The following is a 15,456-nucleotide window of genomic DNA, read 5'->3' as shown; positions in this document are numbered from 1 at the left end:
AAACTATCGCCAATTGTACATTGAGTCAATAGTGTTTTGAATACATATTCACATTCTTGAATATTTCTCACCACAACACAATCTTTTTATTTCATGCCTTTTTTTAACATTTAGCGATATTTTGGTCATTATTTTTTTATGACACTGGTGTCATAATTAACAAGTTGTAAAATCACAAAATAAAAACAGTACAGTTTACGTAAACGTAAACCTCATTAAAAGTGAATAAATATTCACTAATCCATTCGCCGATATATTTGCTTTAGCCTAAATAGTTGCCATTTAATTTGCACACTTGAGCAGCGTTACTCGTACCTGTAGAGCGCTGGCTCTAATCTAGACGCAAATTGTTATATATAAAAGGCAGCTAACTAATGCATAAAAATAATAAAATGTAGCTTTACTGCATAATTAATACTGATTGACCCTGCAAGTTTAAGAACTTAACCGCGCCCCTCTTTACCTCAACGCAAAGCATACATGTCCGCAGCGGACACTTTAACTGTCCGCGGACAGTTAAAAAATACAAAATAAAAATAATAAACAATAAAATCAAACACCTAAATATTGGCATGCTTTTCGGATAATAAACTTATGATAGTTAATGGACAGCACCATGTTTATTTTAAGCATTTTTTTAGTTTCGCCAGTTACCATGATTTTAGTTGCATACATGATCACTGTTTTTGAAAAATCACATGCCTAGCCATTCACTCGTGGCTTTGCCTTTAAAGCAAGCAACCCAATTTAGTTATGCTGATTTTAAGTAAGGGATAAAAATGATCAAAGATACCAGCGCACAAGATGTAAGCGTAAAACCTACAACTAACTATAAGAAGCCGTTGATCATTGTTTTGACTCTGCTGTTATTTATTGTTTTGTGTAGCCAAGTTTTTATTGCACAGACCTCTGCAAGCGTGTCTGTAGAACTTAAACGCGTAAATACAGCAACTGTGATTATTGATACATTAATAAGAGACGTAGCCGCAAGTGGCAAAATAGTTGCTGCAAATGCGCCTCAGGTATACAGCCCTGAACGTGGTTTTGTAGATTTAAAAGTTAAAGCTGGTGATAAAGTACAACTAGGTGATGTTATAGCCACATTAGAAAGCCCTGAATTAACTAACGAATTAAAACAACAACAATCTGTTTTGCAACGCTTACATGGAGAGCAACAACGCAAGCACTTAGAAGCCCGTCGTCAAACACTCAGCCTAAGTAAAACACTCGATATGGCTCAAGTTGAGCTCAATGCAGCGGATAGAGAAAATCGTCGCGCCCAACTTTCAATTGAAAAAAACCTTATCAGTCAAATTGATTTAGAAAAAGCGGTTGATGAGTTAGCACGTGCAAAATTAACATTTAAACATGCACAACAAGAAGCTTTACTTGCTAAAGACACCCTTGCCTTTGAGCTACAAGCAGCACAAAGTGATGTTAACCGCCAACAGCTAGTCGTTGATGATTTAACGCGTAAAGTTAATAACTTATCTATTCAAGCATCGGTTACCGGTATTGTCGGGAATTTATTAGTGCAAGAGAAATCTGCCGTTATACAAAGCCAGGCACTGATGACTTTAGTTGATTTAAGTAATTTTGAAGCTCAACTACAAGTACCTGAAAGTTATGCCAACGAGCTGGGTTTAGGGATGCAAGTTGAATTAAAGCTCGGCGCTAGAACTGTAATGGGTGTACTTTCTGCGATCTCCCCTGAAGTTAATAATCGCGAAGTCACCACCCGTGTCCGTTTTGATGAGCCACTTGATAACATCCGTCAAAATCAACGCCTCACGGCACGTATTATATTAGATAACCGTGACGATGTGTTGATGATTAAACGCGGTGCATTTATGCAACAAGGTGGCACTGTGGCTTACAAAGTAACCGGAGATACTGCTACCAGAATTCCTATCAGCATTGGTGCCACCAGCATTAACGCCGTTGAAATTTTACAAGGTGTAGCGCCAGGTGATGAGTTAATCATTTCCAGCTACAGCGAATTTAAGCAAGCCGACACTATATTATTACGCTAAAGACTAACAACCTAAACGATAACAACCAAATTAAGTGATATAAACAGGATCCCAACCATGTTAAAAATGAACAATATTAGTAAGATGTACCAAACTGAAATGGTACAAACCCACGCACTAAGAGATTTTAACTTAAACGTTAATGAAGGCGAGTTTATTGCCGTTACAGGCCCAAGCGGTTCAGGTAAAACCACCTTTTTAAATATTGCCGGTATGTTAGAACCCTTTAGCGACGGTGAATATTTTTTAGATGATATTAATGTAGGCAAGCTTAATGACAACCAACGCGCTGACTTACGCAATCAAAAAATTGGTTTTATCTTTCAAGGATTCAATCTTATCCCTGATTTGAATCTCTATGAAAATATTGAAGTACCGCTACGTTATCGTGGTATTAAAGCCAACGAGCGAAAACGCCGTATTGAGCAATGTTTAGAACAAGTCGGTTTGGCCTCACGGGCAAAACATTTACCACAACAATTATCGGGTGGTCAGCAGCAGCGCGTAGCGATTGCCCGCGCACTTGCAGGTGAACCTCGCTTTTTATTGGCCGATGAACCAACTGGTAACCTCGATAGCCTTATGGCACGTCAAGTTATGGAGTTACTTGAACAAATTAATCGCGATGGCGCCACCATTATTATGGTGACTCACGACCCTGAACTTGCTCGCAGAGCACCGCGTAATATTCAAGTAGTTGATGGTCAACTTGCCGACTTTACCTTGTACCAAGGTGCGCAAAATCTTAAAAATGTGGCTGGAGTGTAACTTATGCTATTACATTATCTTGATTTAAGTTGGCGTAGCTTTAAGCGCACGCCATTAGTCAGCTTTTTAATGGTACTGGCAATTGCAATCGGTATTGGTATCACCATGACCAGCTTAAGTGTTTACCACATGATGTCGGCCGATCCTATTCCTGAAAAAAGCAGTCAATTATACAACGTGCAATTACAAACCATGGATGAAGGCCGTACCTGGTGGAAATACGACAACATGCCTTTACAGCTTACCTATCAGGATGCGGTAAACCTACTAAATGCCCCTGTAGAAACAAACAAAGTGGCTATGGTACGTTCAGGATTTTCGGTGCACCTTAATTCAGATACATTAAAGCCATTTATTGGCGGTGCTCGTTTAACAACGCCTGATTTCTTTGACATGTTCAATGTACCATTCATCTATGGTGGAGTGTGGACACAACAGCAAGAGCAAACTGCTGCGCCTGTGGTTGTACTGAGTGAAAAAATCAATGATAAGTTATTTGCAGGTGAAAACTCCGTCGGAAAAATGATCTATCTTGACGATCTAAGTTACGAAGTTATTGGGGTAATCGCTGACTGGCAATTAACAACCAAATACTATGATTTAAATAACGGTGCTTTTAACGATACTGAAGAGCTATTTATGCCTTTTAGCTTGCTTGAAGCGAATGAGTTCAATAATTGGGGTAATACTAACGGCTGGAAACATGAGGTTACGCATACCTTTAAAGATAAACTGCAATCAGAGAGGTTTTGGATTCAGTTTTGGGTGCAATTGCCCGATGAAAAAGTAAAAAATAAATACCAAGACTACTTACTTGCCTATATGCAAGACCAACAAAAAAATGGTCGTTTTAATCGAAAAGAGCTTCAATACACATTGCGTGACGTAAAACAATGGATGGCCTACAACGATGTTGTAAGTGAAGACAATAAAATTTTAGTGGCACTAAGCTTTATGTTTTTAGCGGTGTGCTTAGCAAATATACTCGGACTCTTATTAGCTAAATTTTTGCGTCGCGCGCCTGAAGTGGGTGTTCGCCGTGCACTTGGAGCCAGCAAACGCCAAATATTTTTACAACACTTAGTCGAAGTTGCAATGCTGGGCTGTTTTGGTGGGCTGCTTGGTATCGTGCTCGCACAAATAGGTTTATTAGGCGTACGTCAAAGTTATGATTATTACTCATCATTAGCAACAATGGATTTAACGATGCTTATAAGCGCACCACTTATTGCTATCACCACCTGTATTCTTGCTGGGCTTTACCCTGCTTGGCTGGTGTGTCGCACTAATCCTGCTATTTACTTAAAAAGCCAATAAAGGAGCTATCACTATGTTAGAGATCAAACCTATATTTCATGCACTGTGTCGCTCCAAAGTGGGCGCTATGTTACTACTGATCCAAATAGCAATTACAACTGCGATTGTCAGTAATGCCGCTTTTATTATTCAAGATAAAATAAGCTTTTTGAGCCAGGAAACAGGTTACCCTGAGCAAGATATTTTCTTATTTAATGTTATGACGTTTGGTAAAGACGTAAATGTTACGCAACAGTTTGAATTAGATGAAGCCATGATCAGGCAATTACCTGGTGTGGTAGGTGCAGCAATGAGTAGCAGTGCCCCATTAACTGGTAGTGGTAGTGCGTCTGACTTTAGCCTAAAACCCGCGCCACAAGAAAGCCTATCAGTCAGAACAGGGTACTTTTTTATTGATGAGCACGGTGTTAACACTTATGGCGTAAAACTAATAGCAGGTAGAAATTTTACCGAAGAGGAAGTCGTCGTTACTGACAACTTTGAAAAACAAGCGAATGTAACAATTGTGTCTCAAGCCTTACTAACGGAGCTATTTCCTGGTGAAAACGGGCTTGGTAAAACGGTTTATTTTGGTGATATTCCCTTAAAAATTGTGGGTGTAGTTGAAAAAATGATGGGACCATGGCTAAAAGACAGCCGCCCAGATAACCTAGCATTCATTCCTTTTATTAATGCCACTAGTTCAGCAAATTTTGTAGTACGAACTGAGCCGGGACAACGTGCGTCCGTTATTAAGCAAATTGAAGAAGCGATGCTCAATAATTACAATAAACGCGTTATTTCACGTATCCGAGGGCTTGATGAAAGCAAGGCAGAATATGTTGCCCAAGATAAACTCATGATGCGAATGTTGATTGTGCTGATCACTATTTTAGTGTTGGTAACTGCACTGGGGATTTTTGGCTTAACCTTATTTAACATCAGTAAACGCACCAAGCAAATTGGTACTCGTCGTGCGCTTGGGGCTAGAAAGTCTGCAATAATTAACTACTTTTTAGTTGAGAATGCGATGATTTGCTGCGTGGGCTTAGTGCTTGGGGTTATAGTAGCGCTATTGCTCGGGCAAATATTAATGCAGTATTTCTCTATTGCAGCGCTACCGCCTAGCTATATCATCATTACTGCCATGGGAGTGTTTTGTATGAGCTTATTAGCCGTATTTGGTCCCGCCAAACGAGCGGCAAATATTTCACCAAGCATAGCAACTCGCACTATTTAATAGTAATCAATAAGCTGTGCTACACTGTAAAATAGTGTAGCACTCAAATAAAACTACCCCTGAATTCGGATAATAACAGCGATTAAAAACAATAATATGGAAAAAATACTCATTGTAGATGACAACCCTGCAATTTTAGATGCGTTGTCATTATTATTAGAAATTCATGACTACCAAGTCGTCACCGCCGATACCCCTTTTGCAGCGCTGCAAGTTGTTAACTATCAACGCATAGACTTAGTTATTCAAGATATGAACTTCTCCGCCGACACAACCTCAGGTGAAGAAGGTAAAGATCTCTTTTATCAACTAAGAGCACAAAATCCGCACTTACCTATTATTTTAATTACCGCATGGACTGAACTTGCAACCGCTATTGAGTTAGTTAAAGCAGGTGCGGCGGATTATTTACCAAAACCCTGGGATGACAGCAAGCTTCTTACCTGCATTAGTAATTTAATTGAACTTGGGAAAACTAAACAAGTTAATGCCACCTTCACTCGCCACCAGCAAGAGCGACAAGCACCACTAGAAAACGCAAATCTTGCGGGCTTAGTGTTTGCAAGTACCGCAATGGAAAGTACCGTAACTATGGCGCTGCAAGTTGCAAAGTCTGATGTATCCGTACTGATCAGCGGCCCTAATGGCAGTGGTAAAGAATGCATCGCAGCCATTATTCAGCTCAATTCTCCCTTAGCAGCTAAACCGTTCATTAAAGTCAACGCCGGTGCCCTGCCAACCGAGCTAATAGAAGCTGAATTGTTTGGAGCTGAATCAGGTGCATTTACGGGGATCACAAAACAACGTATTGGTCGCTTTGAAGCTGCTGATGGCGGCACCTTATTTTTAGACGAAATAGGTAATTTACCGCTTTCAGGGCAAATGAAGCTACTTAGGGTATTACAAACTGGTGAATTTGAACGTTTAGGCTCCACACAAACACGAAAAGTTGATGTGCGTGTTATTTCAGCCACCAATGAAAATTTACCGAATGCGATTCAAGCCGGTCGCTTTCGTGAAGATTTGTATTATCGGCTGAATGTGATTGAGTTAGCGTTACCGGCGTTATCGCAACGACAAGACGATATAATGCCTTTGCTTAATCACTTTTTGCCAGAGCGTGAACTCACCTTACAAGCAGAGCAAGCATTAATAAAGCACACTTGGCCTGGTAACGTACGAGAACTTGAAAATGCCTGCAAACGTGTTGCGGTACTCAAACCAACTGGATTATTAGATATTAGCGACTTTGCTTTAACGCAAACAAATTCAAACATAACCACACCTAGTATAGAGCCAAGTAAAGCAGATATTGAATCAGCCATGCGCGAACATCAAGGTGTCATAGCCAAAGTGGCACGTCAATTTGGCTTAAGCCGCCAAGCGCTGTATCGTCGTTTGCAAAAAATGGATATTGACTATTAATGGCGTTCCCTCTTAATTCATTACCGTTGGCACATAAGATTAGCCTATATTGTGCTTTATCAAGCGCACTGCCCGTTTTACTCATTGGATGGCTATGTAAATTAAGTTTGCCTTGGCTTATTAGTAGTGCTGTAGGCAGTGCTATTTTAGCAATACTGCTGATAAGGCAATTGAGTTGTAACCTTGTAAAAGGCATGCAATCGCTCGAAACTGGTTTACTCAATTTTAAAGATGGTGAACTTTCAAGTTTACTCGCTTATAACCAGCGCGATGAGCTTGGCCAGTTGTGCCAATTGTATAACCAAACAGCTAAACAACTACGACAAGAAAAACAATGGGTTTATCAACGCGAACTTATGCTTGATAAAGTCCTGCAAAGCTCCCCGCAAGCTCTATTACTTATAAACGATAATGATACTGTTGTGTTTAGCAACCTAAGTAGTCGCGCACTTTTTAATTGTGCAAACGCACTTGAAGGTATGAAATTAACTGAACTACTTAAGTTAGCGCCAAAACAATTAGCCACAGCATTAGCGCAAGGTTTTGATGGTTTATTTAGTATCGAAAAAGACGCCCAAGAAGCGCAAACATGGCACTTAGCAACAGGTGAATTTTTACTGAACAATCAGCGCCATCACTTGTATATTTTTAAACAACTCACACGAGAGCTTAGCCGACAAGAAGTTGCGGTCTGGAAAAAAGTGATCCGTATTATTAGCCATGAACTAAATAATTCATTAGGTCCAATGTCATCAATGTTACACAGTGCCCAACTGCTCGCAAATAAAGTAGATGAGCCCCGCTTAAGCCGAGTTTTTGCAACCATAGATGAGCGGATCGCGCATTTAACTGCATTTGTACAAGGTTATGGTAAATTTGCCAAGTTACCGCAACCTCAACGCAGCCCTATTGAATGGCCGACACTACTTACTTCACTGCAAACTCAATGGCAATTTCACTATCAAATTACACCGTCACAATACACAACCCATGCAGATCAAACACAAGTAGAGCAGTTACTTATTAATTTACTAAAAAATGCGCATGAGTCAGGCGCTGATCCACAGCATATCAATGTAAACATTAGCCATGATCAACACGCAACTTTAATTGCTGTCAGCGATAATGGCAAAGGCATGAGTGAGCAAGTAATGGCGAATGCACTTATTCCATTTTATTCAACTAAAACAAGCGGTAGCGGTTTAGGCCTGGCGTTATGTCGTGAAATTGCAGAAGCCCATCGTGGTCATATTAGTTTGCATAATCATAAACAAGGAGGATTAAGCGTACATGTTGTATTGCCTCACCAATCCAAAACACAAAAACAATGAAACTGTAGGGGATCGCCATGCGTGTTAGCGCCTTTTACCCGTTGCGGGGGTTGTCCTTCGCGTTATATGCTCAAACGAGCCAAGAGGTGATCGTCGTTGAAATTAAACACTTTTTAAACCTATAAACTATAGGGTGATTTGGGTATAGATGTCGCAAGCTAAACTATCGCCTTTCATCATATTGCCACAGACGTCGTAACTAAGACTCGCCAACCGCCACTGCGGTAAACTCGTTTTACTTCTATCTCACCTTAAAAATGTTTACAAGCAAAAGGCAATACGCGCCCCTTTTGTTTAATTATTAACTATTTAACTTATAAATAGGTGATTGCAACGCATTCCCATATGAAGTTGATATGTTATATAGTATCAACTTCAATCGCTTTTTATAAAAAATGTTAAGGATAATAAAATTGCTTTCCAAGTTACGCGTTGTTGCGCCACTTTTTTTAAGTATAACATGTTGCTTTTCTTCATTAACTTATGCAGAAAAAAGAGAGCGGTATGATCCTTCTTTCTTTACGGTTTATTCGGTACAAACAGCCTTTGATATGGTTAATAGGCTCCCTGGTTTTAAAGTTGATCTAGGTAAAAGTGTCAGGGGTTTTTCAGGCGGCGCAGGGAACATTCTCATTGACGGCGCAAGATTATCTGCAAAATCCGGTGGCTTAAAAGAAGCATTACTACGGATCCCAGCGCAGCAAGTTGCCTATATTGAAATTAACCGTTCAGCATCTGGTGTGGGTGATGCGTCAGGTAAAGCAATGGTTGCAAATATTGTTAGAGTACCGCAATTACAAGCAGGACAATATAGCATTACATTATCAAAAGCAGGACAGGATGTACTCTTCCCCGAAGCGCAAATCAGTTATGTCACGCAATTAGGGCAGTGGCAGAGTAACTTTAAAGGGGATATAAAGTTTAAAGATATTCCTAGTCAATCAGAGTATGAGCTAACCTCACAGGCAGGTCGTCACTTAAATAATGCGACCGAAGTTAAAAAAGAAAGTTTAAATGAAATTTTTATCTCTGGTGACGCATCTAGACAACAGCAAGATGAACAGCAACAGTTTACATTTAGGGTTGGTAAAAGTCAGTATCGACCTCAGTTACAGCGTACCACAACAACATTAAACAGTATCGAGGTACTGCATAATGACCGCGACAGTGTGTATCACACAGCTGAAGCTGGATTTAATTGGTCGCTCCCTGTTGCTAATTGGCGGCTTAAACACCTTGGAATTGTTAATTTCACCCATTGGACTGTCGACAGGCAAACAGAAGCATTTATCGACACAATGCCCCGTTATGAAAATTATGACTTTCAACGTAATAAATGGGAATCTATTTATCGTGGCACAGCACAGAAAAAACACACAAAAAGCAGTCAAGAGCTAGGCGTTGAACTGACCTATAACTATGCCAACAACAACACACGCTACCTTAAAACACAAAATAATGTGCAGCAAGTTGTGCAATTACCTGCCGCCAATGTAGAAATAAAAGAGCAAAGGGCTGAAGTTTTTTATAATCATGCCTGGCAGTTAGACAGCACAACAGGCTTTAACGCAGGAATAGCCTTAGAGCATTCAAGTATTGAAGTAAAGGGAGATGCCAGTAATCAAGATGATTACCTGTTTATTAAACCAAGTTTAGCCTATTCCCATCAACTTACACCTCAATGGCAGGGGCAAGTACAGTTTAACCGAGTGGTAAATCAACTGTCGTTTAAATTATTTGCTGCGCAAAGTAATGCTGAAGCAAATAGGCAGCAAGCGGGTAACCCCGCATTAAAACCAGATAGTTACTACCGCTTAAGTGTGGATTCTAACTACCAATTGAGTGACAAAAATGTAATTAAAATGACGCTATTCGGACAATGGCATCAAGACGGTTTAGAGTATCAAATTTTACCTTCAGGAGCCGAAGGGATCGCCAATGGAGGTAATGCCCGAGTTATGGGGATCAATCTCGATGTTTCTTTAGGTTTAGATTTTGTGCTCCCCAATGGCGTAATGGATATTGAGTTTACAACACAAAAAAGCTCCTATTCAGATCCGATAACATTAACGGATAGAGCGATTAATCAACAGCAGCGGCCAACATTAAAAGCGCAGATCCGCCAAGACATCATAGCGCATGACTTTTCTTGGGGGGTAAACTACATAGGGAAAAATACACGAAAAAACTATTATGTGTCTGAATACGTTGAACTAAAAGAACAAGAAGATTTTGATGCTTTTATAGAATATAAAGGGTTTGGCTCAAGTGTAATTACTTTTACAGTATCTCAGTTGAACCGTGCTCAATCAATGCAGTATAGGCACTTTTATAGCCCTAATCGTTCTGGGGTTTTGAGTCAGTCAGAACTGCGTGATAAGCGCCATGAACGGGTCGTAAGTTTGAATTATGCGACCACTTTTTAAAGCCTGAATTAATACTCAATGGTTTTAGATTAGTTGTCGACACCGCTCGCTACTTCTGGCGCGTTGAGGCTATTGAACGAGTTGGCACAGTGATACCAATTGGCTTAAATATTTAACCATTCTAGCGGGCTAAATAAAGCGATAACTGCGTTTATCTTTCGCTATAAATGCTCATTAACTTAACACGATTGGTATCAGAGAATCGTTATTTACATACGAACGCGCTTTTTCCAATTTTATAAATAAAAATGCCAGTCAGTATTAGCTGACTGGCATTTCATATAAAGTGGTTTTTCTATTTCAGCAATGCTTATTCAGCATCAGCTTCTTTATATTTTTCTGCTGTTTCAGTGATCAGTGGTTGTAACTCACCACGTTGAAACATTTCAATAATGATGTCACATCCACCTATTAATTCGCCATCAACCCACAATTGTGGAAATGTTGGCCAATTAGCATATGCTGGTAATTCAGCACGAATATCAGGATTAAGTAAAATATCAACATAAGCAAACGGTTCACCGCATGACATTAATGCTTGAGATGCTTGTGAAGAAAAACCACAATTTGGTAATTTAGGCGATCCTTTCATATAAAGGATAATTGGATTTTCAGAAATTTGCTGTTTAATTTTATCTATGGTTTCCATCTACAACCTCAAAAATGACGATAGCTGAACATATCAAGGCTTGAAAATTTTTCATTAAGCCTCATATATGTATCTTAAAGTGGGCAAATAAAGCCGCAATCGAAATAGTCTTGCATTTGCATTGCTGTTTGGCATTGCTGTTTGCTAAAACTTGAGTAAAATACTCAACAATTATAGTAACACTATAATTCTGTTTGGTATAGATAAGTGGTCTGTTCGAGCAGGCATTACGTATTACCAAACGGACTATCAACCAAAAGAAGATGGAGATAAAAATGTCATTTGAACTACCGTCACTACCATATGCAATTGATGCACTTGAGCCACACATTTCAAAAGAAACGTTAGAGTTTCACCACGGCAAGCACCACAACACATACGTTGTTAAACTTAACGGTTTAGTTGGTGGTACTGAATTCGAAAATAAAACACTTGAAGAAGTAGTATGTTCTTCAGATGGTGGTGTATTTAACAATGCAGCACAAATCTGGAATCACACTTTTTACTGGAACAGCCTATCTCCAAATGGCGGTGGCGAAGCAACGGGCGCGGTTGCAGATGCTATCAATGCTAAATGGGGCTCTTTTGAAGCATTCCAAACAGCTTTTAATGACAAAGCTGTAAACAACTTTGGTTCAAGCTGGACATGGTTAGTAAAATTAGCTGATGGTTCTTTAGACCTTGTTAATACATCTAACGCAGCAACTCCACTAACTCAAGACGGTGTTACACCGCTTCTTACTGTGGATCTGTGGGAACATGCTTATTACATCGATTTCCGTAACGTTCGTCCAGATTACTTAAAAGCATTCTGGTCGCTTGTTAACTGGGAATTCGCGAACGCTAACTTCGCATAATTAGCAGCTCATTTTGAGCTAACCTAATTTAAAAGACGCTTCGGCGTCTTTTTTGTTTTTTAACATAAATTTTTAATTTTATTGCACAAAAATCTAAATTCGTGACTAAGCTTTATATAACCTTTGCTTATTTTTAATCTTTAAGCACCTAGTTTAAGCAGGTTTTCGGAGGTCTTCATGAGTATTTTTGAGCATTACCAAGCACGATACGAAGCGGCACAGGAAGAAGAGTACAGTATCGCTGAGTTCTTAGAAATTTGTAAAACGGATAAATCGGCATATGCCAGCGCACCAGAGCGATTATTAACAGCGATTGGTGAGCCAAAAATGGTCGATACGTCAACTGATGCACGTCTAAGTCGGTTATTTTCAAACCGAGTTGTCGCACGCTACCCCGCATTTAATGATTTTTATGGTATGGAAGATGCCATAGAGCAAATCGTTTCATACCTAAAACATGCCGCACAAGGACTTGAAGAGTGTAAGCAAGTACTTTACTTACTAGGCCCTGTAGGCGGTGGTAAATCGTCCATTGCAGAAAAACTCAAGTACCTAATGCAACAGGTGCCAATTTACTCCATTAAAGGCTCTCCGGTTAACGATCACCCATTGGCACTGTTTGACCCTAACGAGGATGCTGATCTGCTCGCAAAAGAGTACGGTATAAAACCACGCTACTTAAAAACGATTATGTCACCATGGGCAACTAAACGCTTATCTGAATTTAATGGTGATATTAGCCAATTTAAAGTGGTAAAACGTTACCCATCAATTTTAAATCAAATTGCGATTGCCAAAACTGAGCCTGGTGATGAAAACAATCAGGATATTTCAGCGTTAGTCGGTAAAGTTGATATTCGCCAGCTAGAACATTTTGCCCAAAATGATCCCGATGCTTATGCGTACTCAGGCTCACTCTGTCTTGCCAACCAAGGCTTGATGGAATTTGTTGAGATGTTTAAAGCGCCTATCAAAGTGCTACACCCCTTATTGACTGCTACACAAGAGGGTAACTATAACGGCACAGAAGGGATTAGCGCCCTGCCCTTTAGCGGCATGATTTTAGCTCATTCAAACGAATCTGAATGGCAAACCTTTAAAAACAACAAAAATAATGAAGCATTTTTAGACCGTGTTTATATTGTAAAAGTGCCCTATTGTTTACGCGCTTCAGAAGAAGTGAAAATTTACGACAAATTGCTAGAGCATAGCGAACTATACAACGCACCTTGCGCACCGGGTACACTTGAAACGCTGGCTAAATTTACAACATTATCTCGATTAAAAGATCCTGAAAACTCCAGTATCTACTCAAAAATGCGCGTTTATGACGGAGAAAGCCTAAAAGACACCGATCCTAAAGCAAAATCATATCAAGAGTATCGTGATTACGCCGGTGTTGATGAAGGCATGACTGGGCTATCTACCCGCTTTGCATTTAAAATTCTATCGCGCGTCTTTAATTTTGATACCACGGAAGTAGCTGCCAACCCAGTGCACTTATTCTACGTGCTTGAACAGCAGATTGAACGTGAGCAATTTTCTGCTGACGTTGAAGAGCGCTACCTGAGTCACTTAAAAGGCTATTTAATTCCGCAGTATGTTGAGTTTATTGGTAAAGAATTGCAAACAGCTTATTTAGAGTCGTACTCAGAATACGGGCAAAATATTTTTGATCGCTATGTAACCTACGCTGATTTTTGGATTCAAGATCAAGAGTACCGCGACCCTGATACCGGCCAATTATTTAACCGTGAAGCCTTAAATGCTGAGCTTGAGAAAATTGAAAAACCAGCAGGCATTTCCAACCCTAAAGATTTCCGCAACGAAATAGTTAACTTTGTGCTACGTGCTCGTGCTCACAATAACGGTAAAAATCCGTTGTGGACCAGCTATGAGAAACTACGCACTGTGATTGAGAAAAAAATGTTCTCAAATACCGAAGAGTTATTACCTGTTATTTCATTCAATGCAAAAACATCTGCAGAAGATCAGAAAAAACACGAAGACTTCGTCAATCGGATGGTGGAAAAAGGATACACCCAAAAGCAAGTTCGTTTGTTATCTGAATGGTATTTACGAGTGCGTAAATCGCAATAACACACAAAGGTGTATTTTTAGGGGGTCTTTATGGCGCATTTTATAGACCGTCGCCTGAACGGTAAAAATAAGAGCACGTTAAATCGTCAACGCTTTATTAGGCGATATAAAAAACAGATCAAAGAAGCTGTATCAGATGCTATCAATAAACGCAGTGTCACTGATACTAGTAGCGGAGAGAGTATTTCTATTCCGCAGCGGGATATTAGTGAGCCAACGTTTCATCAAGGTAAAGGAGGCGATAGAGAGCAAATTCACCCTGGTAACGATCAATTTTCTACGGGCGATAAAATTAAGCGCCCGCAAGGTGGTCAAGGTGGAGGTGCGGGCGAAGGTGAAGCAAGTGACTCAGGCGAAGGCGAAGATGACTTTGTATTCTCAATTTCTAAAGATGAGTATTTAGATTTACTATTTGAAGATTTAGAGCTACCAAACCTTCAACAAAATCAACTTGATAAACTAGTACAAATGAAAACACATCGCGCCGGGTTTTGCAGCGATGGTATGCCTAGTAATATCGACATCGTGCGTTCACTGCAAGGCTCACTTGCAAGGCGCGTTGCGATGAGTGCAGGTAAAAAACGTGAGCTAGCTCAGTTACAAGAGCAGCTTGCTGCGTTAATGGCTGATCCTGAACCGGATATAGCAGCCATAGCGTTAATGGAGCAAGAAATTGCCCAATTGCAAAAACGTATTGGCGCTGTGCCCTTTATTGATAACTATGATTTGCGTTTTCGTAATTATGAAAAACAACCTCACCCAACGAGTAAAGCCGTGATGTTTTGTATTATGGATGTGTCGGGCTCGATGGATCAGGCAACCAAAGATATGGCAAAACGCTTTTATATTTTGCTGTATCAGTTTTTAACACGTAGCTATAAAGATATTGAAGTGGTGTATATTCGCCATCACACTCAAGCAAAAGAAGTCGATGAGCAAGAGTTTTTCTATTCGCAAGAGACCGGCGGAACAATCGTCTCCAGCGCATTGAAATTAATGCATGAGATCATACAAGAGCGCTATAACGCGGGTGAGTGGAATATTTATGCTGCGCAAGCCTCTGATGGCGATAATTGGGCAGATGACACCCCACAATGCGGTGAAATATTGCGTAATAAACTCTTAAATGATGTGCGTTATTACGCGTATATTGAGATCACGACGCGTGCCCATCAAAGCTTATGGCGTGAGTATGAAAAAATTTGTCAAAGCAATGATAATTTTGCCATACAACATATTCGAAGTGTTGAAGATATTTACCCTATTTTTAGAGAGCTATTTAAAAAAAGTCGTCAACACCAAGGTGCAGCTTAAGCTGTACAGCGAGGTAT

General features: G+C 39.9%; 11 protein-coding genes. 10 read left to right on the top strand and 1 reads right to left on the bottom strand.

The features are described from left to right. The first annotated feature begins 779 nt into the window (after positions 1–779). The 7 genes from ADS77_RS14570 (at position 780) to ADS77_RS14540 (ending at position 10,519) form a co-directional block, all read left to right on the top strand. Entirely contained in the window at positions 780–2,033 is a 1,254-nt protein-coding gene (locus ADS77_RS14570) for an efflux RND transporter periplasmic adaptor subunit (protein ID WP_054205780.1), read from the top strand. Between the two features lie 57 nt (positions 2,034–2,090). Next, positions 2,091–2,801, top strand: coding sequence for an ABC transporter ATP-binding protein (locus tag ADS77_RS14565; RefSeq protein WP_054205779.1), 711 nt, complete (start codon positions 2,091–2,093; stop codon positions 2,799–2,801). Positions 2,802–2,804: 3 nt separating this feature from the next. Beyond that, entirely contained in the window at positions 2,805–4,118 is a 1,314-nt protein-coding gene (locus ADS77_RS14560; protein ID WP_054455065.1) for an ABC transporter permease, read from the top strand. Between the two features lie 13 nt (positions 4,119–4,131). Then, positions 4,132–5,337, top strand: coding sequence for an ABC transporter permease (locus ADS77_RS14555; RefSeq protein ID WP_054205777.1), 1,206 nt, complete (start codon positions 4,132–4,134; stop codon positions 5,335–5,337). Positions 5,338–5,433: 96 nt separating this feature from the next. Next, on the top strand, positions 5,434–6,762 hold the full coding sequence (locus tag ADS77_RS14550) for a sigma-54-dependent transcriptional regulator (protein ID WP_054205776.1): 1,329 nt from the start codon (positions 5,434–5,436) through the stop codon (positions 6,760–6,762). After that, complete coding sequence (locus ADS77_RS14545) at positions 6,762–8,093, top strand: sensor histidine kinase (protein ID WP_054205775.1); 1,332 nt, start codon at positions 6,762–6,764, stop codon at positions 8,091–8,093. The genes ADS77_RS14550 and ADS77_RS14545 overlap by 1 nt, the downstream gene beginning before the upstream one ends. 413 nt (positions 8,094–8,506) lie before the next feature. Beyond that, the gene (locus ADS77_RS14540) at positions 8,507–10,519 is read left to right on the top strand and encodes a TonB-dependent receptor (protein ID WP_152960627.1); all 2,013 of its coding nucleotides are present in this window, start codon (positions 8,507–8,509) and stop codon (positions 10,517–10,519) included. 310 nt (positions 10,520–10,829) lie between these two features. Here the strand turns inward: ADS77_RS14540 and ADS77_RS14535 are convergent, their stop codons facing one another. Further along, positions 10,830–11,168 (bottom strand): Grx4 family monothiol glutaredoxin, encoded by a 339-nt coding sequence (locus ADS77_RS14535; RefSeq protein ID WP_054455061.1) that lies wholly within the window; start codon positions 11,166–11,168, stop codon positions 10,830–10,832. A 275-nt stretch (positions 11,169–11,443) separates the two neighbouring features. Here ADS77_RS14535 and ADS77_RS14530 point away from each other — a divergent pair, with 275 nt between their 5' ends. The 3 genes from ADS77_RS14530 to ADS77_RS14520 all read left to right on the top strand — a co-directional run bounded on the left by ADS77_RS14530 (position 11,444) and on the right by ADS77_RS14520 (position 15,439). Next, entirely contained in the window at positions 11,444–12,025 is a 582-nt protein-coding gene (locus ADS77_RS14530; RefSeq protein WP_054455059.1) for a superoxide dismutase, read from the top strand. 177 nt (positions 12,026–12,202) lie between these two features. Further along, complete coding sequence (locus tag ADS77_RS14525; protein WP_054205771.1) at positions 12,203–14,125, top strand: PrkA family serine protein kinase; 1,923 nt, start codon at positions 12,203–12,205, stop codon at positions 14,123–14,125. A 30-nt stretch (positions 14,126–14,155) separates the two neighbouring features. After that, positions 14,156–15,439, top strand: a complete 1,284-nt coding sequence (locus ADS77_RS14520; RefSeq protein WP_054205770.1) for a YeaH/YhbH family protein — start codon at positions 14,156–14,158, stop codon at positions 15,437–15,439. The last annotated feature ends 17 nt before the right edge of the window (positions 15,440–15,456 follow it).

Origin of the sequence: Pseudoalteromonas porphyrae (genome assembly GCF_001298125.1) — a bacterium.
GTDB classification, from domain to species: domain Bacteria; phylum Pseudomonadota; class Gammaproteobacteria; order Enterobacterales; family Alteromonadaceae; genus Pseudoalteromonas; species Pseudoalteromonas neustonica.
Note: the sequence above shows the minus strand (reverse complement) of the source record. Positions and strands in the feature narration are given on the sequence as shown.